Raw genomic sequence first — 26,438 nt, 5'->3', positions numbered from 1 at the left:
TCCACCTGACGACGAACCGCTCACGCCGTCGGGCCGGCTCCCCATGCCCTGTCCGCCCCACACTGGGAGTACGCCCCCGTGGCCACGTTCCTCTACAAGCTGGGCCGCGCCGCCTTCCGGCGCCGACGGCTCGTCGCCCTCCTCTGGGTGGCGCTCCTCGCGATCGCCGGTGTCGGCGCCGCCACCGCGCCCACCGCCACCTCCAGTTCCTTCTCGATCCCCGGCACCGAGGCCCAGCGCGCCTTCGACCTGCTCGAAGAGCGCTTCCCGGGCGCCGGAGCCGACGGGGCCACCGCCCGCGTCGTCTTCAAGGCCCCCGAGGGCCAGAGGATGACCGACGCGGCGCACAAGGCCGTCGTCGAGGACACCGTCGCCGCGCTGAAGTCCGGCTCGGACCAGATCGTCCAGGTCACCGACCCGTACACCGCGAACGCCGTCTCGCAGAACGGCTCCACCGCCTACGTCTCGGTCTCCTACAAGGTCAACGCCATGGAGCTGACCGACGAGACCCGCGAGGCGCTCAAGCAGGCGGGTGAGAGCGCGCAGGGCAAGGGCCTGACCGTCGAGGTCGGCGGCGACGCCCTCCAGACCATGCCCGAGCAGGGCGCGAGCGAGGCCATCGGCATCGTCCTCGCGGGCTTCGTGCTCGTCATCACCTTCGGCTCGCTCGTCGCGGCCGGACTCCCGCTGCTCACCGCGGTCATCGGCGTCGGCATCGGCGTCTCGGCGATCACCGCGCTCGCGAACGTCCTGGACCTCGGGACCACCACCTCCACGCTCGCGTCGATGATCGGCCTCGCCGTCGGCATCGACTACGCCCTCTTCATCGTCTCCCGCTACCGCTCGGAGCTCGCCGAGGGCCGCACGAAGGAGGACGCCGCGGGCCGCGCGGTCGGCACGGCCGGCTCCGCCGTCGTCTTCGCCGGACTCACCGTGGTCATCGCCCTGGTCGGCCTGGCCGTCGTCAACATCCCGATGCTGACGAAGATGGGCTTCGCCGCCGCCGGCACGGTCGTCATCGCCGTACTGATCGCGCTCACCCTCATCCCGGCCCTGCTCGGCTTCGCCGGCGACAAGGTCGTCAGCCGCAAGCAGCGCAAGGGCACCGCCAAGGCGAGCGACAAGCCCAACGGCGGCACCCGCTGGGCCCGCTTCGTCATCCGCCGCCCGCTGATGGTGCTGATCGTCGGCGTCCTCGGCCTCGGCGCGATCGCCGTGCCCGCCGCCTCCCTGGAGATGGGCCTGCCGGACGACGGCGTCAAGCCGACCTCCACCTCCGAGCGCCGGGCGTACGACGCGCTGTCCGACGGCTTCGGCCCCGGCTTCAACGGCCCGCTGCTGGTCGTGGTGGACGGCGACAAGGCGACCGCCGACCGGACGGTCTCCACGATCAAGCGCCTCGACGGCTGGGCGGCGGTCACCCCGGCGACCCCGAACAAGGCCGGCGACGCCGCGATGATCACCGTGGTCCCGAAGGACCGGCCGTCCTCGACCGCCACCGAGGGCCTGGTCCACGACATCCGGGACGCCACCGGCGACGACGTCCTCGTCACCGGCGCCACCGCGATGAACATCGACTTCTCGCAGAAGATGAACGACGCGCTCGTGCCGTACCTGGCGCTCGTCGTCGGCCTCGCCTTCGTCCTCCTGACCCTGGTCTTCCGCTCGGTCCTCGTCCCGCTGAAGGCGGCCCTCGGCTTCCTGCTCTCGGTGGTCGCGGCCCTCGGCGCGGTCGTCGCGGTCTTCCAGTGGGGCTGGCTCGGCAGCCTCTTCGGGGTCGAGCAGACCGGCCCGATCATGTCGATGATGCCGATCTTCATGGTGGGTGTCGTCTTCGGCCTCGCGATGGACTACGAGGTCTTCCTCGTCACCCGGATGCGCGAGGCGTACGTGCACGGCGAGCGTCCCGGCGAGGCGATCGTGACCGGTTTCCGGCACAGCGCCCGGGTGGTCACCGCCGCCGCGGTGATCATGATCGCGGTCTTCTCCGGCTTCATCGGCATGGACGACCAGATGGTCAAGATGATCGGCTTCGGCCTCGCCGCCGCCGTCCTCTTCGACGCCTTCGTGGTCCGCATGGCGATCGTCCCGGCCGTCCTGGCGCTGCTCGGCCACAAGGCCTGGTGGCTGCCGAAGTGGCTGGACCGGATCCTGCCGAACGTGGACGTGGAGGGCGAGGGTCTCGCGCAGTCCACCGGTGAGGCGGGCGCCGCGAAGCCGGACCTCGTGAAGGTCTGATCCCCGGGCCGGTGCGGTCCCCCGTACGCCGTCAGCGCGTCGTCATCGACGTGCCGGCGGCGTACGTGTGCTTCAGGAAGCGGAGCAGGGCCGTCGTGTCGAACTGCACGACGGTCACCCCGTCGTGCCGGTGCAGTTCCACGACCGTCTGCACCCGGCCGCAGGGCCAGACGCCGATGTCGCCGCGGCGGGTCGGGGTGCGCATCCCCTTCTCCAGGAGCGCGCGCGGGAAGGACCACTCGACGGCGCCGGGGAAGACGAAGCGGACGGTCGCGGAGGAGTCCTCGGGGTCGTAGCGGAGGGCCACGGGGACCGGGCGGGAGAGGGGGGCGTCACTGATGATCCTCCCCTTGGCATGGTCGTCGATCACGCGGGCGTCTACGGCGGCCATGGTGACTCCTCACCTTTTGTCCTCTTGTCTCCCAATGTTCCCCTCCTTCCCTCCGTGGCGCGACGCATACGCGGACCGCACGGAGTGTGGGCGGGGTCACGTGCCCCCGTGCGCCGCCGTCCTGTGACCCATGCGCTCTTGCAAGCCCTTCGCAGGAGCGCCTTATCATTCCGGACGTGCATGTACCTGACGGATTCATCAACGCCCCCGTATCGGCCGCCGCCGGTGTCGTCGCCGCCGGCGCCGTCGCCGTCAGCCTGCGCGGGGCCCGCAAGGAGCTCGACGAGCGGACCGCGCCGCTCGCCGGCCTCGTCGCCGCCTTCATCTTCGCCGTCCAGATGCTGAACTTCCCGGTCGCCGCCGGGACCAGCGGACACCTCCTCGGAGGTGCGCTCGCCGCGATACTCGTCGGCCCCTGGACCGGTGTCCTGTGCGTCGCCGTGGTCCTGCTCATGCAGGGCATCCTCTTCGCCGACGGCGGCCTCACCGCGCTCGGCGTGAACATCACGGTCATGGGCGTCGTCACCGTCGTCGTCGCCTACGCGCTCTTCCGCGGCCTCGTCCTCGTCCTGCCGCGCACCCGCCGCTCGGTGACGGTGGCCTCGTTCGCCGCCGCGCTCGTCTCCGTACCGGCCGCGGCCGCTGCCTTCACCCTGATCTACGCGATCGGCGGCACCACCGACGTCCCCGTCTCCAAGGTCCTCACGGCCATGGTCGGCGTGCACGTCCTCATCGGCATCGGCGAGGCCGTCATCACCATGCTGACCGTCGGCGCCGTGATCGCCGTCCGCCCCGACCTGGTGTACGGCGCCCGCGGCCTGACCGCGCCGCTCAAGCTGCGCGTCGACGGCGAACTCGTCGACGCCGCACCCGCGCCGGCCCCCGCCGCCCCGGCGGCCGGCGGCTCCCCGCGGAAGCTGTGGATCGGCGGCGTCGTCACCGCCCTCGTCCTCGCCGGCTTCGTCTCCTTCTACGCCTCCGCCAGCCCCGACGGCCTGGAGAAGGTCGCCGCCGACAAGGGCATCGACGCCAAGGTCGAGGACCACGCCGCCGCCGACTCCCCGCTCGCCGACTACGGCGTCAAGGGCATCGAGGCCCCCCGGCTCTCCGGCGGCCTCGCCGGCGTCATCGGCGTCGGCGCCACCCTCGCCGTCGGCTCCGGCGCCTTCTGGGTCGTCCGCCGCCGCAAGACCGCCGTCCAGGAGGCGTGACATGGGTGCGGGGCACGCGCACAAGCTCTACCGGCACGGGCGGTCGCCGGTCCACGGGCTGCCCCCGCACACCAAGCTCGCCGCCGTCCTCGGCTTCGTCGTGGTCGTCGTCTCGACGCCCCGCGAGGCCGTCTGGGCCTTCGCGCTGTACGCCGCGCTGCTCGCGGGCGTCGCGGCGAAGGCCCGGATCCCGGCCGGCTACCTGCTGAGGCGGCTCCTCATCGAGATCCCGTTCGTCGCCTTCGCGCTCCTCATGCCCTTCGTGGTGCCCGGCGAGCAGACCGAGGTCCTCGGGGTGTCGCTGAGCGTCCCCGGCCTGTGGGGCGCCTGGAACGTCCTCGCCAAGGGCACCCTCGGCGTCGCCGCCTCCGTGCTCCTCGCCTCCACCACCGAGCTGCGGGCCCTGATCCTCGGCCTCCAGCGGCTCAAGCTGCCGCCGCTGCTCGTCCAGATCGCCTCGTTCATGATCCGGTACGGCGACGTCATCAGCGACGAGATGCGCCGGATGTCCGTCGCCCGCCGCTCCCGCGGCTTCGAGGCGAAGGGCGTCCGTCACTGGGGCGTCCTCGCCAAGTCCGCGGGCGCGCTCTTCATCCGCTCGTACGAGCGCGGCGAACGCGTCCACCTCGCCATGGTCAGCCGCGGCTACACCGGCACCATGCCCCTCATCGACGAGGTCACGGCCACCCGCGCCCAGTGGGCGTACGCCGCCGCCCTGCCGCTCACCGCACTGCTCATCTGCCTCCTGGGATGGACCCGATGACCGCCTCTCTGGACGTCCGCGGCCTCGCGTACGCGTACCCCGACGGCCACCAGGCCCTCTTCGGTGTGGACCTGACCGTCGGGCGCGGCGAACGCGTCGCCCTCCTCGGCCCCAACGGCGCCGGCAAGACCACCCTCGTCCTCCACCTCAACGGCATCCTCACCGGCGGCGCGGGCACCGTCACCGTCGCCGGGCTGCCCGTCGGCAAGAAGCACATGGCCGAGATCCGGCGGAAGGTCGGCATCGTCTTCCAGGACCCCGACGACCAGCTGTTCATGCCGACCGTCCGCGAGGACGTGGCCTTCGGCCCGGCCGCCGCCGGGGTCCGCGGCGCCGAGCTCGACGCCGTCGTGCGGCGCGCCCTGGAGAAGGTCGGCATGGCGGACTTCGCCGACCGGCCGCCGCACCACCTCTCCTTCGGGCAGCGCCGCCGGGTCGCCGTCGCCACGGTCCTCGCCATGGAGCCGGAGATCCTCGTCCTCGACGAGCCGTCCTCCAACCTGGACCCGGCCTCGCGCCGCGAGCTCGCCGACATCCTCCGGACGCTCGACGTCACCGTCCTGATGGTCACCCACGACCTGCCGTACGCCCTGGAGCTCTGCCCCCGCTCCGTCATCCTCAGCGAGGGCGCGATCGCCGCCGACGGCCCGACCGCCGGGATCCTCGCCGACGAGGAGCTGATGGGCCGGCACCGCCTGGAGCTGCCGTTCGGCTTCGTGCCGAGCTCGGTGGCCTGAGGCCCCCGGAATCCGCCCCTCACCGGCCGCGTTGCACCATGGAGAGTCGGATCGGCGAGTGAGGAGTGGGGACGTGGACGTCCAGGGCACGGTGGCGGCGGGCTGGGAGCCGGTCAGGGACGCGTTCCTGCGCAACTTCGAGCAGCGGGGCGAGCGCGGCGCGGCCGTCGCCGTCCACCGGGACGGCGAGAAGGTCGTCGACCTGTGGGCGGGCGTGAAGGACGTCGACGGCCCCGCGCCCTGGACGGCGGACACCGCCCAGGTCGTCCGCTCGGCCACCAAGGGCGTCGCCGCCGCCGTCCCCCTGCTGCTGCACCAGCGCGGACAGCTCGACCTGGACGCCCCCGTCGCCGCGTACTGGCCCGAGTTCAAGGCCCACGGCAAGGACCGGGTGACCGTGCGGCAGCTCCTCGCGCACCGTGCCGGAGTGCCCGTCCTCGACCGGCCCCTCAGCCTCACCGAGGCCGTCGACCTGGACACCGCGACCCGCGCGATAGCCGCCCAGGCCCCCGTCTGGGAGCCCGGCACCGCCCACGGCTACCACGCCCACACCTTCAGCTGGCTGCTCTCCGGTCTCGTCCACCGGGTCACCGGCCGCACCATCGGCCGCTGGGTCGCCGAGGAGATCACCGGCCCCCTCGGCCTCGACCTGTGGATCGGCCTGCCCGCGGAGGAAGCCCACCGGGTCGGCCGCCTCGGCCCCGTCGAGGAGATCGACCCGCCCGGCGGCGCGGCCCTCAGGCTCCGCCCCAAGCGCTCCGTCACCGAGGCCTACCAGGACCCGCGGTCCCTCACCCGGCGCGCCTTCGGGGTCATCGACCCCAAGCCCGACGAGAACGACCCCGTCTACCGGTCCGCCGAACTGCCCGGCTCGGCGGGCGTCGCCACCGCCCGCGCCCTCGCCCGCTTCTACGCCGCGACCCTCGGCCCCGTCGACGGCGCCGAGCGCCTCTTCGCCCCCGCCACCCTCACCCTCGCCCGCACCGAGGAGTCCGCCGGCCCCGACCGGGTCCTGCTCGTCGGGACGCGCTTCGGCCTCGGCCACATGCTGCACGGCCCGGCCTCCCCGCTGCTCGGCCCCTCCTCGTTCGGGCACCCCGGCCGCGGCGGCTCCCTCGGCTTCGCCGACCCGGACGCCGGGATCGCCTTCGGGTACGTCACCAACGGCATGCGGAAGACGGTCACGGCCGACCCGCGCGCCCAGGCCCTCGTGCGGGCCGTCCGTGCGGTGACCGGCTGAAACAGCCCCTCGGAAGGCCGAAAAACGTTTCCTGGACGGCGACTTGACATTGTGAGCCGCAGCCGGGCAGGGCCCCGGCCACCTGGCCGATACCGTGTGCCCGCTCCACCGACCATGGAGCGGGGCGCGGGGGTGCGTGGTGATCGAGATTCCGCTGCGGCGGTCCGGATGCGGCACGGTCCGGATAGCCGACAGCCGGCTCTGGGAGACGTACGGCAGCATCGGGCTGCTCTCGACCCGGCGCGGGCTCGCGCCCTGGCCGTACACCGGCTGGGACCGGATGGCCCGCCGCTCGCTGACCCGGGCCGAGGTGACCATCCCGGGCTGGCTCGTCGCCCTGTACCGCGCCCGCGGGGGCACCCTCCCGTCCTTCCTCCTCGTCGTCCCCCGCCCGTCCCGGGGCGACCTCACGGCCGACCTCGCCGCGCTCGCCGCCGTCCCGCCCGCCCGCGTCCGCGAGGAGCTGGAGCAGTGGTTCCCGGGCGGCGTCCCCGCCGAGGTCCGCCCCCTGTACGAGGACCCGCGCGCCCGCCTCGCCGAGCTCGCCGACTTCGTGCCCCGGTACTGGCGCGCCGCCCTGGCCCCGTACGGGGCACCCCTGCGGATCGCCACCGAGGAGGACATCCTGCTGCGCGCCCGGATCCTCGCCACGCAGGGCCCGGAGCGGCTCCTCGGCTCCCTGCGCGGGCGGCGGCTCTCACGGCACGGCGACGTCCTGCGGCTGCACGGCACCGCCGCGAGCTGCCGGACCGCGGTGCCGGACGTCTCCCGGCTGGTCCTCGTCCCCCTGGTCTTCGGCCGGGGCGCCTCGTACACGGCGTCCGCGCCCGACGGCACCACGGCCGTCGCCTACCAGGCCGAGGGCGCCGCCGTGCTCCTCGGGGAGGCCCGGCCGCCGGGCCGGACCGCCGCCGGCGAGCCCGCGCGCGGGGACCGTCTGGAGATCCTGCTCGGCCGCAGCCGGGCCGGCGTCGTCCGCGGCCTCGTCGCCCCCACCACCACCTCGGACCTCGCCGCGGCGCTGGGCCTCGCCCCGAGCACGGTCTCCGAGCACCTCACCGCCCTGGTCGCCGCGGGCGTGGTGCGACGGCGCCGGGAGGGCGTCCGCGTGCTGTACGAGCTGGACGCCCCGGGTGTCGCACTGCTCCGGCACATGGACAACAGGCGTAGGGTCAACGCGCCGGATGCATCAACCAGTTGAAAGCGGGAGGAACCGAATGACCACGGACGGCACGGGCGTTGTGCACGACACCTACGAGAAGCTGCTCGCCCTGCTCGGCGAACGCGGCGCGGAGTACCGGGTGATCGAGCACGCCCCGGAGGGCGCCACCGAGGCGGTCAGCGCCCTGCGCGGGCACGCGCTCGACCGGGCGGCCAAGTGCATCATCGCCATGGTGAAGATCGGCAAGAAGGAGAAGCGCTTCGCGCTCGTCGTCGTGCCCGGCGACCGGCGCATCGACCTGAACGCCGTGAAGGCGCTGTACGGCGGCACGTACGTCTCCTTCGCCTCCCCGGAGATCGCGGAGGAGCTCGCCGGCTCGCCGAGCGGCACGATCCTCCCGTTCGCCTTCGACGAGCGCCTCGACCTGATCGTGGACCCGGACCTGCTGGTCCACCCGGAGTTCTTCTTCAACGCGGCCCGGCTCGACCGCTCCCTCGCCCTGTCGGCCGAGGACTACCGGACGATCGCCGAACCGCGCGTCGAGCGCGTCTCCACCGTCTGAGGTCCGCTCACGCCACGGACGGGGTGAGCGCGAGCACCATCCCGAGCCCGACGAGGATCGTCCCGATGACCTTGTTGAGCACGCTCTGCCGCTGCAGCAGCCGGGAGCGCAGGGACTGGTTGGAGAAGAGCACCGCGGCCAGCGCGAACCAGACCAGGTGCGCGAGCGACATGAACAGGCCGTAGCCGACCTGCTGGAAGACCGGGGTGTCGGCGCTGACGACCTGGGTGTACGTGCTCAGCACGAAGAGCATGGTCTTCGGGTTGAGCGCGTTCGTCAGGAAGCCGGTGCGCAGCGCCCCCGCCTTCGACAGGCCGGCGTCGCTCGACAGGTCGATGTCCACCTGCGCCTTGGTGACGAAGGTCTTGTACCCGATGTACACCAGGTACGCGGCGCCGATCAGTTTCATCGCGGTGAAAAGCATCGGGGTCCTGGTCACCAGAAGGCCCACGCCCAGCATGGTGTAGGTGACATGGACGAGAACGCCCAGGGAAATTCCGACGGCAGCGAGAACGCCGGCGGTCCGCCCGTACAAATAGCTGTTCCGGACGGTCATCGCGAAGTCCGCACCGGGACTGATGACTGCCAGAATGGTGATGACCGCTACGGCGATTAGCTGACCCATTTTCCCGTCTTCCCACTCGCGTCGTGAAAGGGCGCGGGGGCGCCGTCGTGGCCGCCCCCGCGCCGAACCGTCCTCCGGGTCCCTACGGCTTGTGACGGTAGGTGATCACCAGCACGTCGCGCGAGGCCGGGGCGGCGGGATCCACCTGCTCGATGGGCGTGACGCCGTGGTAGACCCGCTCGTCGTTGACGAGCGCCACGTCGAGCGGGTCGGTGAGGGAGAACTTCTCCACCGGCTGCTTGTCCAGGTTGAAGACCGTGCTCTCGCCGCCGATGGCGTTCGAGCGGCCGACCATCGCCATCAGGACGAAGGTGACGCCGTCGCGGTGGACGCCCTCGGGGGTCGGCAGGCCGACCTCCTCGCCGTTCACCTCGATGCGGAACTGGTGGGCCTCGATGTGCCAGCCCGAGTAGGGGGCGAGGCGGCCGAAGATGTCGCAGCCCAGCGTCAGCAGGCCGTCCATCGTGCGGCCGCGCAGGATCTGGTCCTCGAAGGGCTCGTAGTGGCGGGCCACGCCGCCGTTGAGGTTGTTGTAGTCGAGGCCCTGGTAGTGCGGCTGGTGCGCCTCGACGACGTAGTCGGCGCTCGACCGGGGCGCGCTCAGCGTCGCGTGCCGGCGGCGGCGGTAGCGCCCGCCGTCCGCCATGTAGCCGTCGAGCGGCATGCGGTTCCAGCTGTCGCGGAACGGCTCCAGGTCGTCGAGCGCGGTCTCGGAGCGCCGGAGGAGGAGCGACTTCACCTTGTCGCCGGAGATCAGGTCGAAGCTCCGGGAGGAAAGGGATTCGCAGATCTCCTCGACACCGGACTCGTACGACTCGGACGTCTGCTGCTGGGCAGCCATTTTCTTCCCCCTGGGTCAAAAGGTGATCGTCGGCAGATCGATCGTGTTATTGGGGCGGGGTGCGTGTCAAAGCCTTTCGGCCCTGGCCGAATGGTCGCGACTTCGCGTTCTCTGGCCATTCGTCCATGAATTCCGTGAACAATGTGTTGCGAAAACGTTTCGCGGGATGCTGGGATCGGCCCATGGATCTCAGGACACGCTTCGAGGGGTACGCGGCACTGGTCACCGGCGCGGCGCGCGGCATCGGCGCCGCCACCGCCGCGCGGCTGGCGGCGGAGGGCGCGCGGGTCCTCGTCACCGACATCGACGAGGCCGCCGCCCGTGAGACGGCGGACCGGATCCCCGGCGCGGTCGCCCTCCGCTGTGACGTCGGCGACCAGGACTCCGTGGACGCGGCCGTCGCCCACGCGGTGAAGGCCTTCGGCGGCCTGGACGTCCTCGTCAACAACGCGCTCGCCCCCGTCGCCGCCGACCGCGACCGCTTCGAGGACGAACCCGACGAGGGCTGGGCCGGGCAGCTCGGCGTCACCCTGATGGGCGCCGTCCGCTGCTCCCGGGCGGCCCTGCCGCACCTCGCGGCGGCCGGCGGGCGCGGGGCCGTCGTCACGATCGGCTCGGTCAACGCGGAGGCGGACTTCGGGGGCCACGCGTACAGCGCCGCCAAGGCGGGCCTGGCGTCGCTGACGCGCACCCTGGCCGGCGACGCGGCGCCGCGCGGGGTCCGGGTCAACCAGATCAACCCGGGCACGATCGCCACCGAGGCCTGGGCGGGCCGCGAGACCGACCTGGCGGCCCTGGCCGCCCGCGTCTACCCCCTGGGCCGCGTCGGCACCCCGGAGGACGTGGCGGCGGCGGTGGCGTTCCTGGCCTCCACGGACGCCTCCTGGATCACGGGCACGACCCTCCGCGTCGACGGCGGACTCCTGGCGGTGAACACCCACTTCGCGGAGGTGCTCGGGGACGGGTGAGGCCGGTCCGGCCCTACCCGGCGTGCAGCATCAGCCCGATCCCCACCACCATCAGGCCCGCCGCCGCGACCCTCGGGGCGCCGAAGCGTTCCTTGAAGAAGAGGGCGCCGATGGCCGCGCCCACGATGATCGAGGACTCGCGCAGGGCGGCGATCGGGGCCAGCGGGGCCTTCGTCTGGGCCCAGAGGACGAGGGCGTACGCCGCGACCGAGAGGGCCGCGCCGAGCAGGCCCCGGGCCGCGTACGGGCGGAGCTCGGGGAGCAGGGCCGCGCGACGGGTCCACAGGGCGTACGCCGGGATCGCGAGGCCCTCCAGGACCATCAGCCACCCGATGTAGCCCAGCGGGGTGCCGGAGGCGCGGACGCCGACGCCGTCGACGACCGTGTACAGCGCGATCGCCAGGCCCGTCCCGCCCGCGGCGAGCAGTGCGGGCCAGTGCGGGCGGGCGTCCTTGCCCCGGATGCCCCACAGCGCGAGGCCCGTCAGGCCGGCGCAGGCCACGGCCACCCCGAGGAGCTGCCGGCCGTCCGGCACCTCGTGCAGGAAGACCGCCGCGAGGAAGGTCACGACGAGCGGGGCCGTCCCGCGGGCGATCGGGTACATCTGCCCGAAGTCGCCGAGCGTGAACGACCGCATGAGCAGCGCCATGTAGCCCACGTGCAGCAGCGCCGAGACGATCAGGTACGGCCAGGCCCCGGCTGCCGGCAGCGGCGCGAAGCAGGCCAGGGCGAGACCGACGAGCGCCCCGCCGCCGGAGATCAGGGTGAAGGAGAGCAGCTGGTCCCTGACGCCGTGCGCCATCGCGTTCCAGCCGGCGTGCGTGACGGCCGCGACCAGGACCGCGAGCGTGACGAGTGGCGTCACCTCGCGGTCTCGCGGACGTCCACCAGAGTGCCGCCGGCGTGCGCGACCAGCGTCTTCGGGTCCAGGGCGAAGACCGTGTGCGGGGTGCCGGCCGCCGCCCACACCACCTCGTGGTCGAGGACGCCCCGGTCGGCGAGGACCCGCGTCCGGGTGCGGTGCCCGAACGGCGGCACGCCCCCGATCGCGTACCCCGTCGTCTCCCGGACCACCCGCGCGTCCGCCCGGGTCACCTTCGCGGCGCCCAGCTCCTGCCGTACGCGCTCGACGTCCACCCGGGAGGCGCCGTCCATCAGGACGAGGACGGGCACCCCGTCGGCCGCGAAGATCAGCGACTTCACGATCTCGGCGACCTCGCAGCCGATGGCGTCGGCGGCCTGCTGCGCGGTGCGGGTCTCGTCCGGGAAGCGGCGGATCTCGACGTCGAGACCCAACTCCCCGAGGGCGGCGGCGAACTGGGGGTGGGCGGCGGATGCGGTGTCCTCGTCGGTCGTCATGGCCCGCACGCTAGCGGTCGGTGTACGGGCCACGCGACAGGGTTCCGGTGGGCGGTCACCCCGCCTTGAGGACCCGCGCGACGACCTGGCCCGCCGCGTCGCCGCCGTGGCCGCCGGCCTGGACGACGGCCGCCGCCGCGAGGTCGCCCGAGTAGCCGGTGAACCAGCTGTTGGACGTGGTCTGGCCGTCGACCTCGGCGGAGCCGGTCTTGGCGCCCTTGGGGGAGGGGACTCCGGCCATGGCGTCCGTAGCGGTGCCGTTCGTCGCCGCCGCCCGCATCATCAGCTTCAGCCCCGAGGCGACGTCGCCGGGGAGCGGCTCGGCCTCGGCGAAGTCGCGGTCGTCGAGGTCCCTCGCCACCAGGTACGGCTGGAGGAAGCGGCCGTTCTCCACGGTCGCGGAGAGCGAGGCGACGTTCAGCGCGCTCATCGTGATCTTGCCCTGGCCGATGTACGAGGCGGGCGTCTCGCTCCCGGCGGACTCGGGCACGGAGCCGTCCCAGGCCCCGACCCCGACGTTCCACTCCTGCCCGATGCCGAACCAGCGCCGGGCGGTGGTGCCGAGGGCGGTGTCCGCGACGCCCTTGTCGCTGAGGGTGCTGATCGCCTTGATGAAGGCGGTGTTGCAGGAGCGGCGGAAGGCGTCGGTGAGGGTGCCGCCCGTGATGTGGAAGTCCTTGAGGTTGTGGAAGGTCCTGCCCCGCGATAGCACGTCGGGCGGACACTCCACGGTGCTGCCCGGCCGGGCCACACCGTGCTCCATGATCATCGCCGCCGTGACGATCTTCATCGTCGAGCCCGGCGCCTGCTGCCCCTGGAAGGCGGTGTTGAACTCGGTGGCCGGGTTGTTGGCGACGGCCCGGATCGCCCCCGTCGACGGCTCGATCGCGGCCACCGAGGCGTGCCCGAACCCCTTCACCGCCTTCTCGGCCGCCGCCTGCACGTCCGCGTCGATCGTGGTCCTCAAGGTGCCCGGCTTCCCCTTCCGCAGGACGAGGAGCGGGGTGTCGGCGAGGTTCTCGCTGCCGGAGTCGATCCAGGTCTCGACGCCGGGGGTGCCGTCGACCCTCGTCGCGTACCGCTTGCGCAGCTCGGCCAGGACCGGCCGGAGCGAGGGGTACTTCTCCGCCGTCAGCTCCACGCCGTCGTGGTCGACGGCCTTCACCTCGGCGGTCTTCGCGAGGCCGGTCCGCAGGGTGCCGGCGGCGGTCAGCTTCGGATGGAGGACGCCCGGCCGCCACTTCACGAGCGGGCGGCCGGTGGTCTCGCCGCGGACCACGGTCAGCGCGGAGGCGTACGACCACTCCTTGGACACGTCCTCGTACGTGAGCGTCGCCTTCACGGTGAACGGCACCGTCGCCCCGACGGGCGTCCCGGGCGTGATCACCGCCTTCGAGACCTTCGCGTCCTCGCGGTACGCGGCGACCGCGGATCCCGCCGTGACCGGGTCGTTCGTCAACTGGCCCGCCCGCTCCGGCTCCCCGGCGGCCCAGGCGGCCAGGAAGTCCCTCGCGGTGGCCGTGACCTCCTCGGGCGTGACGGGCCCCGTCTTCGGCGCGGCCTCGGAACGGGTCCCGACCTCACCGCCGGTGACCCCGCTCCAGAGGTTGTAACCCCCGTACCCGACCCCGCCCGCCACGACGACGAACACGCCGCCGACGATCGCGACCTTGACCCCGCTGCGCATGCCGCGCTCCCCTCCCCAGGTGGACCGACGAGTCAAGCAGTCGCGGCGTTCGCATGTCGAGCACCTTCCGCCACATCCGTCAGACGCGGCCGAACCCCGCTACACCCAGGTGTCGAGCCACATCCGGGCCCGCCACTGGTCCAGCGGAATCGGGGTCCCGGTGTAGATGGGCCAGAAGTAGATGAAATTCCAGACGATGAGCAGGACGAGACATCCCGCCGCCACCGCGCCGAAAGTCCGGCGTCTTTCCGATGAACCGCGGGGGCCGATGAGCGCGCCCAGCATCATGGCCACCGCCAGGCACAGGAAAGGCACGAAGACGACCGCGTAGAAAAGGAAGATGGTGCGTTCCTGGTAAAGGAACCAGGGGAGCCAGCCGGCCGCGATGCCGCAGGCGATCGCGCCCGCGCGCCAGTCGCGGCGGAAGGCCCAGCGCCACAGGACGTACAGGATCGCGAAGCAGGCCGCCCACCACAGGAGCGGGGTGCCGAGGGCCAGGACCTCCTGGGCGCACTTCTCGGTCGCGGTCGCCGGGCAGCCGTTGGTGCCGGGGGCGGGGGACTCGTAGAAGTAGGAGACCGGGCGGCCGAGGACGATCCACGACCAGGGGTTCGACTGGTAGGTGTGCGGCGAGGTGAGGCCGACGTGGAAGGTGTACACCTCGGACTCGTAGTGCCACAGGCTCCGCAGCCAGTCCGGCAGCCAGCCCCAGGTGCCGCCGCCGACCGCCTTGTCGTGGTCCTCGGCCCAGTGCCGGAAGTAGCCGTTGTCGGTGGCCAGCCAGCCCGACCACGTCGCCAGGTACGTGCCGATCGCCACCGGCACCACCGACACGAACGCCGGGACCAGGTCCTTCCTGATCACCGCGGCGTACGGACGGACGGCGCCTGCCGTGCGGCGGCCGCCGACGTCCCACAGGACGGTGAGCAGGCCGAACGCGACCATCACGTACAGGCCGTTCCACTTGGTCGCCGCCGCGAGGCCCAGGGACACACCGGCCGCGATCCGCCACGGCCGCCAGCCCAGGCGCAGGGTCTCCGCGACCTCCGCGTCCGGGCGCAGCACGCCCTCCTCGTCCTCCGGCAGCGCCGCGGCGAGCCGCGCCCGGGTCCGGTCCCGGTCCAGGACCAGGCAGCCGAAGGCGGCCAGCACGAAGAACATCAGCACCTGGTCGAGCAGCGCGGTGCGGCTCATCACGAAGTGCAGCCCGTCGACGGCCAGCAGCAGACCCGCCAGGCAGCCCAGGAACGTCGAGCGGAAGAGGCGGCGGCCGATGCGGCACAGCATCAGCACGGACAGCGTGCCGAGGAGCGCCACCATGAAGCGCCAGCCGAAGGGCTCGAAGCCGAAGAGCTTCTCGCCGACGCCGATCACCCATTTGCCCATCGGCGGGTGGACGACGTACCCGGGGTCGGTCGGCACCAGGACCGAGCCGGGGTCGGCGAGGATCGTCTTGTCGATGTCCTTCGGCCAGGCCCCCTCGTACCCCTGGTTGATCAGGGCCCAGGAGTCCTTGGCGTAGTACGTCTCGTCGAATATCACCGCGTGCGGCCTGCCCAGGTTCCAGAACCGCAGCAGGCCCGCGACGGCCGTGACCAGGAGCGGACCGCCCCAGGCCAGCAGCCGCCACAGCCGCTCCGCGCCGCCGGGGCCGATGCCGAGCAGCGACCAGGTCCGTGCGGAGGGCCGGGTGTACGGGGGGACGAGCCGCTCGCGCAGCCCGATGGGCGCGGCGTCCGGGGCGGGCGGCGCGTAGCCGAAGCGCCGCAGCCTTCGCTGCCAGGAAGAGGGCTCTGCCACGGGCGCCGCCATGGGGTGCTGGCCCTCCAGGGCCTCGGGTGCGGTACTGGTCACCGCGCCATCGTAGGGAACGCGCCTGTGCGCGTCGCCTGTCCGGGCTGGGAGGATGTCCCGTGTGACAGGAACGCTGGTACTCGCAGGGACCCCCATCGGCGACATCGCGGACGCCCCGCCCCGCCTCTCCGCCGAGCTGGAGCGCGCCGACATCGTGGCCGCCGAGGACACCCGGAGGCTGCGCGGCCTCACCCGGGCGCTCGGCATCCACACCACGGGCCGGGTCGTCTCGTACTTCGAGGGCAACGAGTCCGCCCGGACGCCGGAGCTGGTCGAGGCGCTGGCCGGCGGCGCGCGGGTGCTCCTCGTGACGGACGCGGGGATGCCGTCCGTGTCGGACCCCGGCTACCGGCTGGTCGCCGCCGCCGTCGAGCAGGACATCAAGGTGACGGCCGTCCCCGGCCCGTCCGCCGTGCTCACCGCGCTCGCCCTGTCCGGTCTCCCCGTGGACCGCTTCTGCTTCGAGGGCTTCCTGCCGAGGAAGGCCGGCGAGCGTCTCGGCCGTCTCCGCGAGGTCGCGGACGAGCGGCGGACCCTCGTCTACTTCGAGGCCCCGCACCGGCTGGACGACACGCTCGCCGCGATGGCCGAGGTGTTCGGTGCCGAGCGCCGGGCCGCCGTCTGCCGCGAGCTGACGAAGACGTACGAGGAGGTGAAGCGGGGCCCGCTGGGCGTGCTCGCGGAGTGGGCGAAGGACGGCGTGCGCGGCGAGATCACCGTCGTCGTCGAGGGCGCCCCGGAGACCGGCCCCGCCGAGCTCGACGCGGAGGAGCTGGTGCGCAGGGTGCGGGTGCGCGAGGAGGCGGGGGAGCGCCGCAAGGAGGCGATCGCCGCCGTCGCGGCGGAGGCGGGACTTCCCAAGCGGGAGGTGTTCGATGCCGTGGTCGCGGCAAAGAACGCGGACGCGTCAGGCCCCGGAAAGGGTAAAGGACTAATCTGAAAGGCAAAGCCGAACCCGGCGCCGGGACTCTTTCCAGGGCGCTTGGCAAGGGAAGAGCCAAAAGCCTTCCATGGTTCTTCCGCCGCTGATGCGCTCCGGCCCGAAAAGGCGTCCACTGATCAGTGGAGAGGAGCTGGCATGAGCGAGATCACCGGCACCGGCATATCCGTCGCCCATGAGGCGTACGCCTTCGCCTGCATGCGCTGTGGATACGGCTGGGAGCAGGCGTACGACATCGAGCACCACGTCGACGCCGCCGGCCAGGAATTCGTCGTCTACAAGGCCGACGGGGAGCGGGTACCGTCCCCGCTGTCCAGCCCCACCTGCATGAACTGCGGCGGTCACGTCGTCCGCATCATGCGCGCGGGGCAGGTGTCGTCGGTGCTCGACCTGATCGCCGCGACCGAGAAGCACCACCACGGGGCGAGGGCGACGAAGCCCGTCTCGCCGGCCGGGCCCATCGGCCAGGAGCTGACCGAGGACACTCCGGAGGAGCCGCCGGTGCCGCACCACTGGCACCTGTCGGACCTCCTTCACCCGTTCAGGCGCCACCAGTAGTCCGCCGGTCACCCTTCCGGCGCCACCCGTAGGTCACCGGTACGTCACCGGTGACCCCGCGCGGCGGCACTCGTGGCCCTCGTACGATCGGGGCCATGAGTGCCAAGGACGCCCCGCCGCCGCTGCCCGAACCCCTCCTCGTGGAGGTCGCGGACTCGCACACCCACATGGACCTGCAGTCCGGGACCGTCGAGGAGGCCCTGATCAAGGCCGCCGCCGTCGGCGTGACCACGGTCGTCCAGGTCGGCTGCGACGTGAAGGGCTCGCAGTGGGCCGCCGACACGGCCGCCGCCCACGCGAACGTGCACGCCGCCGTCGCCCTGCATCCGAACGAGGCGCCCCGGATCGTGCTCGGCGATCCTGACGGCTGGTCCCGCCAGGGCGCCCGGCAGGGCGGCGGCGACGCGGCCCTCGACGACGCCCTCGCCGAGATCGACCGGCTCGCCGCCCTGCCGCACGTCCGAGGCGTCGGCGAGACCGGCCTCGACTTCTTCCGCACGGGACCGGAGGGCATCGCCGCGCAGGAGCGTTCCTTCCGCGCCCACATCGAGATCGCCAAGCGGCACGGCAAGGCGCTCGTCATCCACGACCGCGAGGCCCACGCCGACGTGCTGCGCGTCCTCGACGAGGAGGGCGCCCCCGAGCGGACCGTCTTCCACTGCTACTCCGGCGACGCCGCCATGGCGGAGATCTGCGCCGCCAAGGGCTACTACATGTCCTTCGCGGGCAACGTCACCTTCAAGAACGCCCAGCACCTGCGGGACGCGCTCGCCGTCGCCCCGCTGGAGCTCGTCCTCGTCGAGACCGACGCCCCGTTCCTCACGCCCGCCCCCTTCCGGGGCCGCCCGAACGCCCCGTACCTCATCCCGGTCACCGTCCGGGCCATGGCCGAGGTCCGCGGCATCGGGGAGAACGACCTGGCCGGGGCGATCGCCGTGAACACGGCCCGCGCCTTCGACTACTGAACATAACGGTTACGCATCGTAGCCGGGTCGATCGGCGGAGTGACGACGGTCGGGGCTAGGGTCCCGGCCTCGTGAGCACTTCCCAGGGCAGTCACCGAGCCGGACGGCGGGGCGCGGCCGCGACCCTGCCCGTACACGAGCAGCCGACGCAGACGGCGCCCCTCGTCGTGCCCGAGGCCGCCACCGTCCCCGGACAGGGCTCCCGCGCCGGAGCCCGCCGGGCCGCCCGCCGCCGGAAGGCGTCCGGCGGCACGGGCGAGGGCCTGCGGCGCCTCGTCCCGCAGGCCCTCGTCGTCGCCTTCCTGGCCGGCGGCACCAGCGCCTTCGTCGCCGACGACAAGTCCGTCGAGCTGTCCGTCGACGGCGTCCCGCGCACCCTCCACACCTTCGCCGACGACGTCCGCGAGCTCCTCGCCGACGAGGGCGTCGCCGTCGGCGACCACGACATCGTGGCCCCCGCCCCCGGCGAGGCCCTGGTCAGCGGCGCCGAGGTCGTCGTCCGGTACGGGCGGCCGGTCGCCCTCACCCTCGACGGGCAGCGCCGCCAGGTGTGGACGACCGCCGAGACCGTCGAGGGGGCGCTGCGCCAGCTCGGGGTGCGCGCGGAGGGCGCCTATCTGTCGGCGTCCCGCGGCGCCGCGATCTCCCGCCAGGGCCTCGCCCTCGACGTGCGCACCGAGCGGGCCGTCACCTTCCTGGCCGACGGACGGGAGCGGACGGTCCGCACGAACGCGGCCACCGTCCGGGAGGCCCTCGCCGAGGCCGGGATCACCCTGTCGGGACAGGACACCACCTCGGTGCCCGCCGACTCCTTCCCCCGCGACGGACAGACGGTGAACGTGCTGCGGATCACCGGCTCCCGGCAGGTGCGGGAGGAGTCCGTCCCGTATGCCGTCGAGCGCGTCCGCGACCCCGGGATCTTCGCCGGCACCGAGGTCGTCGAACGGCAGGGCGTCCCGGGCGTCCGCCGCGTCACGTACAGCCTGCGCACGGTCAACGGCGTCAGGCAGCGGCCGCGCAGGACCGGCGAGGAGATCGTCCGCGAGCCCGTCAGCCGCACGGTCCGGGTCGGCACCCGGCCGCTGCCCACCTCCGTCGCCGGCGCCGACGGCCTCGACTGGGGCGCCCTGGCCGCCTGCGAGTCCGGCGGCCGTCCGAACGCGGTCGACCCCTCGGGGACGTACGGCGGGCTCTACCAGTTCGACCCCGGCACCTGGCGGTCCCTCGGCGGCAGCGGCACCGCGCAGAACGCGTCCGCCGCCGAGCAGACCTTCCGCGCGAAGAAGCTGTACGTGCAGCGGGGCGCGAGCCCCTGGCCGCACTGCGGGCGGCGGCTCTACCGCTGAGGGGCCGCACCGGTGAGGCGTAGGTCCGCCCCACCGGGGCCCCGTAGGCTGTACCGGTGAGCACCACCACCGGCCCCGAAAGCCCCGACGCCCTCCTCGGCCCCGCCGACATCCGTGAGCTGGCCGCCGCCCTCGGCGTGCGCCCCACGAAGCAGAAGGGCCAGAACTTCGTCATCGACGCCAACACCGTCCGGCGGATCGTCCGCACGGCCGAGGTGCGGCCCGAGGACGTGGTCGTGGAGGTGGGCCCGGGACTCGGCTCCCTCACCCTGGCCCTCCTGGAGGCCGCCGACCGCGTGACGGCCGTCGAGATCGACGACGTGCTCGCCGCCGCGCTGCCCGCCACGATCGCCGCCCGCATGCCGGCCCGCGCCGACCGCTTCGCGCTCGTGCACTCCGACGCGATGCTGGTCGAGGAGCTGCCGGGCCCGCCGCCGACCGCCCTCGTGGCGAACCTTCCGTACAACGTGGCGGTGCCCGTCCTGCTGCACATGCTGGAGCGGTTCCCGACCATCGAGCGGACCCTCGTCATGGTCCAGGCCGAGGTCGCCGACCGGCTCGCCGCGAAGCCCGGGAACAAGGTCTACGGCGTCCCCTCCGTCAAGGCCAACTGGTACGCGGAGGTCAAGCGCGCCGGGGCCATCGGCCGCAACGTGTTCTGGCCCGCGCCGAACGTGGACTCCGGGCTCGTGTCCCTGGTGCGCCGCACCGAGCCCCTCGCGACCACCGCCACCCGGCGGGAGGTCTTCGCGGTCGTCGACGCGGCCTTCGCGCAGCGCCGCAAGACCCTGCGCGCGGCCCTCGCGACCTGGGCCGGTTCGCCGGCGGCGGCGGAGGAGGCCCTGGTGAAGGCCGGGATCTCGCCGCAGGCACGGGGCGAGTCGCTGACGGTGGAGGAGTTCGCGCGGATCGCGGAGAACAAGCAGGAGGCGGAGCAGCGGTGAGCGTGACCGTACGTGTCCCGGCCAAGGTCAACGTCCAGCTCGCGGTCGGCGCGGCCCGCCCCGACGGCTTCCACGACCTGGCGAACGTCTTCCTCGCCGTCTCCCTGTACGACGAGGTCACGGCGGCGCCCGCCGACGGGCTGACGATCACCTGCGAGGGCCCCGACGCCGACAAGGTGCCGCTGGACCGCACCAACCTCGCCGCGCGCGCCGCCGAGCTGCTCGCCGCCCGGCACGGCATCTCGCCGGACGTGCACCTGCACATCAAGAAGGACATCCCGGTCGCCGGCGGCATGGCGGGCGGAAGCGCGGACGGCGCGGGCGCGCTGCTCGCCTGCGACGAGCTGTGGGGTCTCGGGACGCCCCGTGAGGTGCTCCTGGAGATCTGCGCCGAGCTCGGCTCGGACGTGCCGTTCAGCCTGGTCGGCGGCGCGGCGCTCGGCACCGGGCGCGGCGAGAGGCTGACGGCGCTGCCGGTCGGGGGCACCTTCCACTGGGTGTTCGCCGTCGCCGACGGCGGGCTGTCGACCCCGGCCGTGTACGGGGAGTTCGACCGGCTCGCCGAGGGCGTCGAGGTCCCCGAGCCGGCCGCGTCCCCGGCACTCCTGGACGCCCTGGCGAGCGGTGACACCACCGCCCTCGCCGCGACCCTCGCCAACGACCTCCAGGCCGCGGCGCTGTCGCTGCGGCCCTCGCTCGCCGCGACCCTGGCGGCCGGCACCGAGGCGGGCGCGCTGGCCGCGCTGGTCTCCGGCTCGGGGCCGACGACGGCGTTCCTGGTGAAGGACGCGGAGGCGGCGGAGACGGTCGCCGCCGCCCTCGTCGCCTCCGGCACCTGCCGCACGGCCCGCACGACGACGTCCCCGGCGCCGGGCGCGGCCGTCCTCTAGAGCGTGTGCGTCTAGAGCTTGTTCTTCGAGATCCGCGCCAGGAGCAGGTTCGGGTCCGGGTCCGGGGTGGTGAAGTAGGCCGCGCTGGGAACGTAGACGGACTTGGCGCGCACCGCCGCGGACGTCGGGTTGTCGAGGCCGTCCGCCGCCGTGAGGACGGGCTTGTGGGTGCCGTCGGGCCGTACGAGTTCCAGCGTGTCGTCCATGATCAGCGCGGCGAGGACCGTGTCGCCGTGTCCGGTGAAGGCGAAGTCGTCGATGAAGTTCAGCCCGGTCGCCCGGGTCTCGATCGGGCCGGCGGTCCGGTCCTCCCGGACGGGGATGCGCAGCAGGGTCGACTGGGCGGTGTTGGACACCCACACGGCTCCGTGGTGGACCTTGAGGCCGTTGGCGCCGAAGGGGATCTCGACGGTGGGTTCGAGCGCGGCCCCGGTGGCCCACACCGTGGGCTCGCCGCCGGTCACCGGCAGGCTCCACACCCTGCCGAGGCCCGTGTCGGCCGCGTAGAGGGTGTCGCACTTCTCGTCGAGGGCGAGCCCGTTGGGGAAGGAGTCCGCCGGGAAGAAGCCGATCTGCTCCGGCGCGCCCCCGCCGGGCGCGATGCGCCAGACGCCCGTCTCCTTCGTGCCGGTGACGTAGTTGACGTACAGCGTGCCGTCGTGGGCGCGGGCGATCCCGGAGGCGACGGGCCCTCCGACGGGCGAGTGCCCGCCCGGCACGTCGGGCAGGGTGGCGACGGGCGTCGTGACGCCCTGCCGGGTGACGCGGACGACCCTGTGGGCGAAGGCGAAGGTCAGGTCGGCGGAACCGTCGGGCTCCAGCGCGATGTTCTCCGGCGTCTCGCCGGCGGCGAAGTCGAAGTGGGCGACGACGCGGGGATCGGTGACGGCCGGATCGCCGGCCGACGCGGGGCCGGCGGCGAGGGCGCCGAGGGCGGCGGTGGCGGTCACGACGGCGGCCAGGCGCGGGTGTCTGGGCAAGGGTCTCTCCTCGGAAGGGCGGTCTGAGGAGAGGCTCGCGGTTCCCGGGCGGAAGACCCGGGCAGCCGTGGCCGGGAGGTCGCCCGCGTGGCCGACGGCATGGGGCCGGTTGGCAGTGAGCCCGGTGGTGGACGGGGGGCGCGCGCCGACGGTCGCCGCGCCCCGTACTCAGCCGCCGGTTGAGTATCCGCGCGCTGACGGCCGGTGGGGCGGGCGCGGGACCGTGCCCGTATGGGAATCAGCGCGCGTGAACTCGCCGCCGCCACGCCGGCGTCGCGGGACCGGTACGTCGATCTGCTCCGGGTCGCCTCGCTCGCGGTCGTCGTCCTCGGCCACTGGCTGATGGCGGCCGTCACCGCCGACGGCCAGGTGGGCAACCTGCTCGCGGTCGTGCCGGAACTCCAGGCGGTGACCTGGGTGTTCCAGGTGATGCCGGTGTTCTTCTTCGTCGGCGGCTTCTCGCACGCCCTCGCCCACCGCTCGCGCCCGCGGTACGCGGCCTTCCTGCGGGCCCGGCTCCAGCGGCTGCTGCGGCCGACGATGGTGTTCGTCGGGGTGTGGGGCGCGGCGGCACTCGTGCTGCAGCTGTCCGGCGCCGACGGGGGGCTCACCGGGGTCGCGCTGCGGCTCGTCACCCAGCCGCTGTGGTTCATCGGGATCTACCTGGCGATGGTGGCGTTCACGCCGCCGCTGCTGCGGCTGCACGAGCGGTGGGGGTGGGGCGCCTTCGCGGTGCTCGCCGGCGGGGCGGCCGCCGTGGACGTGCTGCGCTTCGCGGCGGACGTGCCTTTCGTCGAGTTCCTGAACTTCGGGTTCGTGTGGCTCGCGGTCCATCAGCTCGGCTTCCTCCGCGCCGACGGCATGATCCGCCGGCCCGCCGTGCTCGCCGGGGCGGGCCTGCTCGGCGCGACCGCGCTCGTCGCCCTCGGGCCGTATCCGCTGTCGATGGTGGGGATGCCCGGCGAGAAGGTCTCCAACATGGCCCCGCCGACCCTCGCCCTGCTCTGCCACGGCCTGTGGCTGGTCGGCGCGGTGGAGCTGCTCCGGGGCCCCGGGGCGCGCCTGGTGGCCCGCGCCTCCGTGTGGCGTGCGGTGGTCGCCGCGAACGGGATCGCGATGACGGCGTTCCTCTGGCACCTGACGGCGATGCTGGGGGTGTACGGGGCGATGCTCGGCCTCGGTGCGGAGCTGCCCGCCCCGGCGAGCGGCGCCTGGTGGGCGCAGGTTCCCCTCCGCTTCCTCGCGGCGGGCCTCCTCACGGCGCTGCTGGTGGCCGCCTTCCGCCGCTTCGAGGCGCCGGTTCCGGTGCGTACGCAGGGGGGTTCCACGCCGCTCGCCGCCCTCGGGATCGCGCTGGCGCTCATCGGGATCCTCGGGCTCTCGATGACCGGCCTCGGCGGGCTCCTGGAGGGCCACGCGGCCACGCTGATCGCGGTCCGGGTGACGGCCCCGGTGGCTGTGGCGATGGCCCTCGTGGGGTGGCTCCTCGTGGAACGGCCTAGATTGCGTCGAACTCGCTGAGATCGATGTCGATGGGGAAGGGCGCCGCGAGCTTCAGCCGGTCACGGTGGACACCGGTGCAGGTGTACGTCCTGGTGACGGGGTCGCGCTCGTAGACGCGTACGACCGGGTGGTTGTCCTCGCCTTCCATGTCGACGAGCCAGAAGTGCTCGATTCCCGCCGCCGCGTACTTGCCTGGCTTGGTGTCGTGGTCCCTGGACTCGGAGTCGGGCGAGACGACCTCGACAGCCAGGACGACGTCGGCGACCGGGTAGGACGTCTGTGTCGGGCCCCGCAGGGCCTCCTTGCGGACGACGAGGACGTCAGGTTCGGGAGCGTTGCCGCGATTGATGACGACGGTCATCTCGCTGTCCACCCTGAGTTCCGGTGGAGCGCTGATCCGCAGCCCCGTCCGGAGCAGGAAGATCATCGCGCTGTGGAAACGACGCTGCGGACTTACGAAGACCAGGCTCCCGTCGATCAACTCGGTGTGCGGCGGGAGGCCGGGCAGCGTGTGCAGGTCGTCCACCGTCCAGCCCTCGCTGGGCGGCACCGGCCATGCGGGAGCCGCCGACTGCTCAGCAGTCGGCCTGGTCGTCGGCTCGGCGGTCATGGTTCCTCCCATGGACGGGATTCTTCGGCCTGACGTCCACGGTAGCCGCCGGATCCCGATCACGTCATCACAAAGAGTGACCGGCCGCCCCACCGTCTACTCTGGACATCGATCGATCACCCCGTACAGGAGTCAACGTGGCCGTCAACCTGGTCAATGTCGAGAACGTCAGCAAGGTGTACGGCACCCGTGCCCTGCTCGACGGGGTCTCGCTCGGGGTCTCCGAGGGGGACCGGATCGGGGTCGTCGGACGCAACGGCGACGGCAAGACCACCCTCATCCGGATGCTCGCCAAGCTGGAGGAGGCCGACACCGGCCGGGTCACCCACAGCGGCGGGCTCCGCCTCGGCGTGCTCACCCAGCACGACTCCCTCGACCCGAAGGCCACCATCCGGCACGAGGTCATCGGCGTCATGGCCGACCACGAGTGGGCCGGCAGCGCCAAGATCCGCGACGTGCTCACCGGGCTCTTCGGCGGGCTCGACCTGCCCGGCTTCGAGCAGGGCCTCGACACCGTCATCGGCCCGCTCTCCGGCGGCGAGCGGCGGCGCATCGCGCTCGCCAAGCTCCTCATCGAGGACCAGGACCTGATCGTCCTCGACGAGCCCACCAACCACCTCGACGTCGAGGGCATCGCCTGGCTCGCCGAGCACCTCCAGAACCGCCGCTCGGCGCTCGTCTGCGTCACCCACGACCGCTGGTTCCTCGACCAGGTCTGCACCCGCATGTGGGACGTGCAGCGCGGAGACGTGCACGAGTACGAGGGCGGCTACTCCGACTACGTCTTCGCCCGTGCCGAGCGCGAGCGGATCGCCGCCACGGAGGAGGCCAAGCGGCAGAACCTGATGCGCAAGGAGCTGGCCTGGCTGCGGCGCGGCGCCCCCGCCCGCACCTCCAAGCCCCGCTACCGCATCGAGGCCGCGAACGAGCTGATCGCCGACGTGCCGCCGCCGCGCGACACCTCCGAGCTGATGAAGTTCGCCAACGCCCGCCTCGGCAAGACCGTCTTCGACCTGGAGGACGTGTCCGTCACCGCAGGGCCCAAGGAGCTGCTCAAGCACCTCACCTGGCAGCTCGGCCCCGGCGACCGCATCGGCCTTGTCGGCGTCAACGGTGCGGGCAAGACCTCACTCCTGCGCGCGCTCGCCGAAGCGGCCGTCAGCCAGGGCGAGAAGCAGCCCGCCGCCGGCCGGATCGTCGTCGGCAAGACCGTCCGGCTCGCCTACCTCTCGCAGGACGTCACCGAACTCCCCGCCACGCTGCGCGTCCTGGAGGCCGTCCAGCAGATCCGCGACCGCGTGGACCTCGGCAAGGGCCGCGAGATGACCGCCGGTCAGCTCTGCGAGCAGTTCGGCTTCTCCAAGGAGAAGCAGTGGACGCCCGTCGGCGACCTCTCCGGTGGCGAGCGCCGCCGCCTCCAGCTGCTCCGGCTGCTGATGGACGAGCCGAACGTCCTCTTCCTCGACGAGCCCACCAACGACCTCGACATCGAGACCCTGACCCAGCTGGAGGACCTCCTCGACGGCTGGCCGGGCTCCATGGTCGTGATCTCCCACGACCGGTTCTTCATCGAGCGCACCACGGACAGGACGCTCGCGCTGCTCGGAGACAAGACCCTGCGGATGCTGCCGCGCGGCATCGACGAGTACCTGGAGCGCCGCCGGAAGATGATCGAGGCGGCGGCCCCCGTAGCCGCCGCCGCGCCCGCGCAGGCGAAGCCGGGCGTCTCCGCCGCCGACGCGCGCGCCGCCAAGAAGGAGCTGCAGAAGGTCGAGCGCCAGCTCGACAAGCTCTCCGACAAGGAGGCGAAGCTGCACGCGCAGATCGCCGACAACGCCACCGACTTCGAGAAGGTGGCGAAGCTCGACGCGGAGCTGCGGGAACTCGCCGGGGAGCGCGAGGAATTGGAGATGCGCTGGCTGGAGCTGGCCGAGGACGCGTAGGCGGCGAGCCGCGCACGGGCGCATAACGAGGGCATCACAGGCCGGTCCTCCCTTGGGTACAAGGGGCGGACCGGTCGCTTTTGCGCCATCGCGTGAGTGGTAGAAAGAAAACCCGTTCACG

The 26,438-nt window shown here is 72.9% G+C and carries 25 protein-coding genes; 16 read left to right on the top strand and 9 right to left on the bottom strand.

The window, feature by feature from the left end:
• The first annotated feature begins 78 nt into the window (after positions 1 to 78).
• Positions 79 to 2,238: an MMPL family transporter gene (locus ABTY59_RS17030; protein WP_352019743.1), complete on the top strand. Its 2,160-nt coding sequence runs from the start codon at positions 79 to 81 to the stop codon at positions 2,236 to 2,238.
• A gap of 31 nt (positions 2,239 to 2,269) precedes the next feature.
• Here ABTY59_RS17030 and ABTY59_RS17025 read toward each other — a convergent pair whose 3' ends face one another.
• Positions 2,270 to 2,629: an SsgA family sporulation/cell division regulator gene (locus tag ABTY59_RS17025; protein WP_352019742.1), complete on the bottom strand. Its 360-nt coding sequence runs from the start codon at positions 2,627 to 2,629 to the stop codon at positions 2,270 to 2,272.
• A gap of 176 nt (positions 2,630 to 2,805) precedes the next feature.
• On the opposite strand from ABTY59_RS17025, the gene ABTY59_RS17020 reads away from it, so the two are divergent.
• From ABTY59_RS17020 to ABTY59_RS16995, 6 genes are all read left to right on the top strand, one after another.
• Entirely contained in the window at positions 2,806 to 3,840 is a 1,035-nt protein-coding gene (locus ABTY59_RS17020) for an energy-coupling factor ABC transporter permease (RefSeq protein WP_352019741.1), read from the top strand.
• A 1-nt stretch (position 3,841) separates the two neighbouring features.
• A complete protein-coding gene (gene cbiQ, locus ABTY59_RS17015) occupies positions 3,842 to 4,603 on the top strand; it encodes a cobalt ECF transporter T component CbiQ (RefSeq protein WP_352019740.1) in 762 nt (253 codons plus the stop codon).
• A complete protein-coding gene (locus ABTY59_RS17010) occupies positions 4,600 to 5,340 on the top strand; it encodes an energy-coupling factor ABC transporter ATP-binding protein (protein WP_352019739.1) in 741 nt (246 codons plus the stop codon). The genes cbiQ and ABTY59_RS17010 overlap by 4 nt, the downstream gene beginning before the upstream one ends.
• Positions 5,341 to 5,413: 73 nt before the next feature.
• Entirely contained in the window at positions 5,414 to 6,580 is a 1,167-nt protein-coding gene (locus ABTY59_RS17005) for a serine hydrolase domain-containing protein (protein ID WP_352019738.1), read from the top strand.
• A 136-nt stretch (positions 6,581 to 6,716) separates the two neighbouring features.
• A complete protein-coding gene (locus ABTY59_RS17000; RefSeq protein ID WP_352019737.1) occupies positions 6,717 to 7,781 on the top strand; it encodes an ArsR family transcriptional regulator in 1,065 nt (354 codons plus the stop codon).
• Positions 7,782 to 7,797: 16 nt separating this feature from the next.
• Entirely contained in the window at positions 7,798 to 8,304 is a 507-nt protein-coding gene (locus ABTY59_RS16995; RefSeq protein ID WP_352019736.1) for a YbaK/EbsC family protein, read from the top strand.
• Between the two features lie 7 nt (positions 8,305 to 8,311).
• On the opposite strand, the gene ABTY59_RS16990 is transcribed toward ABTY59_RS16995, so the two are convergent.
• On the bottom strand, positions 8,312 to 8,929 hold the full coding sequence (locus ABTY59_RS16990) for a LysE family translocator (RefSeq protein WP_352019735.1): 618 nt from the start codon (positions 8,927 to 8,929) through the stop codon (positions 8,312 to 8,314).
• An 82-nt stretch (positions 8,930 to 9,011) separates the two neighbouring features.
• Positions 9,012 to 9,770 carry a 2OG-Fe dioxygenase family protein gene (locus tag ABTY59_RS16985; RefSeq protein ID WP_352019734.1) on the bottom strand — a complete coding sequence of 253 codons (759 nt, stop codon included), beginning with the start codon at positions 9,768 to 9,770 and terminating at the stop codon, positions 9,012 to 9,014.
• 182 nt (positions 9,771 to 9,952) lie between these two features.
• Here ABTY59_RS16985 and ABTY59_RS16980 point away from each other — a divergent pair, with 182 nt between their 5' ends.
• On the top strand, positions 9,953 to 10,738 hold the full coding sequence (locus tag ABTY59_RS16980) for an SDR family NAD(P)-dependent oxidoreductase (protein WP_352019733.1): 786 nt from the start codon (positions 9,953 to 9,955) through the stop codon (positions 10,736 to 10,738).
• A gap of 13 nt (positions 10,739 to 10,751) precedes the next feature.
• On the opposite strand, the gene ABTY59_RS16975 is transcribed toward ABTY59_RS16980, so the two are convergent.
• The 4 genes from ABTY59_RS16975 to ABTY59_RS16960 all read right to left on the bottom strand — a co-directional run bounded on the left by ABTY59_RS16975 (position 10,752) and on the right by ABTY59_RS16960 (position 15,638).
• Positions 10,752 to 11,603 (bottom strand): EamA family transporter, encoded by an 852-nt coding sequence (locus ABTY59_RS16975; RefSeq protein WP_352019732.1) that lies wholly within the window; start codon positions 11,601 to 11,603, stop codon positions 10,752 to 10,754.
• Positions 11,600 to 12,097 (bottom strand): YbaK/EbsC family protein, encoded by a 498-nt coding sequence (locus ABTY59_RS16970; protein WP_352019731.1) that lies wholly within the window; start codon positions 12,095 to 12,097, stop codon positions 11,600 to 11,602. The genes ABTY59_RS16975 and ABTY59_RS16970 overlap by 4 nt, the downstream gene beginning before the upstream one ends.
• 55 nt (positions 12,098 to 12,152) lie before the next feature.
• Positions 12,153 to 13,784 carry a penicillin-binding transpeptidase domain-containing protein gene (locus tag ABTY59_RS16965; RefSeq protein ID WP_352019730.1) on the bottom strand — a complete coding sequence of 544 codons (1,632 nt, stop codon included), beginning with the start codon at positions 13,782 to 13,784 and terminating at the stop codon, positions 12,153 to 12,155.
• A gap of 99 nt (positions 13,785 to 13,883) precedes the next feature.
• Positions 13,884 to 15,638 (bottom strand): dolichyl-phosphate-mannose--protein mannosyltransferase, encoded by a 1,755-nt coding sequence (locus ABTY59_RS16960; RefSeq protein WP_502995376.1) that lies wholly within the window; start codon positions 15,636 to 15,638, stop codon positions 13,884 to 13,886.
• Between the two features lie 52 nt (positions 15,639 to 15,690).
• Between ABTY59_RS16960 and rsmI the strand changes: the two genes are divergently transcribed.
• The 6 genes from rsmI (at position 15,691) to ABTY59_RS16930 (ending at position 21,281) form a co-directional block, all read left to right on the top strand.
• Complete coding sequence (gene rsmI / locus ABTY59_RS16955; protein WP_352019729.1) at positions 15,691 to 16,578, top strand: 16S rRNA (cytidine(1402)-2'-O)-methyltransferase; 888 nt, start codon at positions 15,691 to 15,693, stop codon at positions 16,576 to 16,578.
• Between the two features lie 138 nt (positions 16,579 to 16,716).
• Positions 16,717 to 17,136: a hypothetical protein gene (locus tag ABTY59_RS16950; RefSeq protein WP_352019728.1), complete on the top strand. Its 420-nt coding sequence runs from the start codon at positions 16,717 to 16,719 to the stop codon at positions 17,134 to 17,136.
• 95 nt (positions 17,137 to 17,231) lie between these two features.
• The gene (locus ABTY59_RS16945) at positions 17,232 to 18,101 is read left to right on the top strand and encodes a TatD family hydrolase (RefSeq protein ID WP_352019727.1); all 870 of its coding nucleotides are present in this window, start codon (positions 17,232 to 17,234) and stop codon (positions 18,099 to 18,101) included.
• Positions 18,102 to 18,172: 71 nt separating this feature from the next.
• Complete coding sequence (locus tag ABTY59_RS16940; protein WP_352019726.1) at positions 18,173 to 19,447, top strand: resuscitation-promoting factor; 1,275 nt, start codon at positions 18,173 to 18,175, stop codon at positions 19,445 to 19,447.
• A gap of 56 nt (positions 19,448 to 19,503) precedes the next feature.
• On the top strand, positions 19,504 to 20,391 hold the full coding sequence (gene rsmA / locus ABTY59_RS16935) for a 16S rRNA (adenine(1518)-N(6)/adenine(1519)-N(6))-dimethyltransferase RsmA (RefSeq protein ID WP_352019725.1): 888 nt from the start codon (positions 19,504 to 19,506) through the stop codon (positions 20,389 to 20,391).
• Entirely contained in the window at positions 20,388 to 21,281 is an 894-nt protein-coding gene (locus tag ABTY59_RS16930) for a 4-(cytidine 5'-diphospho)-2-C-methyl-D-erythritol kinase (RefSeq protein ID WP_352019724.1), read from the top strand. Before rsmA ends, ABTY59_RS16930 begins: the two co-directional genes overlap by 4 nt.
• Before the next feature lie 11 nt (positions 21,282 to 21,292).
• On the opposite strand, the gene ABTY59_RS16925 is transcribed toward ABTY59_RS16930, so the two are convergent.
• Entirely contained in the window at positions 21,293 to 22,261 is a 969-nt protein-coding gene (locus ABTY59_RS16925) for an NHL repeat-containing protein (RefSeq protein ID WP_352019723.1), read from the bottom strand.
• Positions 22,262 to 22,492: 231 nt separating this feature from the next.
• Here ABTY59_RS16925 and ABTY59_RS16920 point away from each other — a divergent pair, with 231 nt between their 5' ends.
• Positions 22,493 to 23,782, top strand: coding sequence for an acyltransferase family protein (locus ABTY59_RS16920; protein WP_352019722.1), 1,290 nt, complete (start codon positions 22,493 to 22,495; stop codon positions 23,780 to 23,782).
• On the opposite strand, the gene ABTY59_RS16915 is transcribed toward ABTY59_RS16920, so the two are convergent.
• Positions 23,760 to 24,374, bottom strand: coding sequence for a Uma2 family endonuclease (locus ABTY59_RS16915; RefSeq protein ID WP_352019908.1), 615 nt, complete (start codon positions 24,372 to 24,374; stop codon positions 23,760 to 23,762). The two genes, ABTY59_RS16920 and ABTY59_RS16915, sit on opposite strands and share 23 nt — an antisense overlap.
• A gap of 137 nt (positions 24,375 to 24,511) precedes the next feature.
• Between ABTY59_RS16915 and ABTY59_RS16910 the strand changes: the two genes are divergently transcribed.
• Positions 24,512 to 26,317 carry an ABC-F family ATP-binding cassette domain-containing protein gene (locus ABTY59_RS16910; protein ID WP_352019721.1) on the top strand — a complete coding sequence of 602 codons (1,806 nt, stop codon included), beginning with the start codon at positions 24,512 to 24,514 and terminating at the stop codon, positions 26,315 to 26,317.
• The last annotated feature ends 121 nt before the right edge of the window (positions 26,318 to 26,438 follow it).

Source organism: Streptomyces sp. NPDC096079, from assembly GCF_040303145.1.
Taxonomy (GTDB): domain Bacteria; phylum Actinomycetota; class Actinomycetes; order Streptomycetales; family Streptomycetaceae; genus Streptomyces.
Note: the sequence above shows the minus strand (reverse complement) of the source record. Positions and strands in the feature narration are given on the sequence as shown.

Coding starts and splice junctions, on each gene's coding strand:
- ABTY59_RS17025 (WP_352019742.1), bottom strand. CDS start 2,629: ATGGCCGCCGTAGACGCCCGCGTGATCGACGACCATGCCAAGGGGAGG.
- cbiQ (WP_352019740.1), top strand. CDS start 3,842: ATGGGTGCGGGGCACGCGCACAAGCTCTACCGGCACGGGCGGTCGCCG.
- ABTY59_RS17010 (WP_352019739.1), top strand. CDS start 4,600: ATGACCGCCTCTCTGGACGTCCGCGGCCTCGCGTACGCGTACCCCGAC.
- ABTY59_RS16995 (WP_352019736.1), top strand. CDS start 7,798: ATGACCACGGACGGCACGGGCGTTGTGCACGACACCTACGAGAAGCTG.
- ABTY59_RS16990 (WP_352019735.1), bottom strand. CDS start 8,929: ATGGGTCAGCTAATCGCCGTAGCGGTCATCACCATTCTGGCAGTCATC.
- ABTY59_RS16985 (WP_352019734.1), bottom strand. CDS start 9,770: ATGGCTGCCCAGCAGCAGACGTCCGAGTCGTACGAGTCCGGTGTCGAG.
- ABTY59_RS16980 (WP_352019733.1), top strand. CDS start 9,953: ATGGATCTCAGGACACGCTTCGAGGGGTACGCGGCACTGGTCACCGGC.
- ABTY59_RS16970 (WP_352019731.1), bottom strand. CDS start 12,097: ATGACGACCGACGAGGACACCGCATCCGCCGCCCACCCCCAGTTCGCC.
- ABTY59_RS16965 (WP_352019730.1), bottom strand. CDS start 13,784: ATGCGCAGCGGGGTCAAGGTCGCGATCGTCGGCGGCGTGTTCGTCGTC.
- rsmI (WP_352019729.1), top strand. CDS start 15,691: ATGTCCCGTGTGACAGGAACGCTGGTACTCGCAGGGACCCCCATCGGC.
- ABTY59_RS16950 (WP_352019728.1), top strand. CDS start 16,717: ATGAGCGAGATCACCGGCACCGGCATATCCGTCGCCCATGAGGCGTAC.
- ABTY59_RS16945 (WP_352019727.1), top strand. CDS start 17,232: ATGAGTGCCAAGGACGCCCCGCCGCCGCTGCCCGAACCCCTCCTCGTG.
- ABTY59_RS16920 (WP_352019722.1), top strand. CDS start 22,493: ATGGGAATCAGCGCGCGTGAACTCGCCGCCGCCACGCCGGCGTCGCGG.
- ABTY59_RS16915 (WP_352019908.1), bottom strand. CDS start 24,374: ATGACCGCCGAGCCGACGACCAGGCCGACTGCTGAGCAGTCGGCGGCT.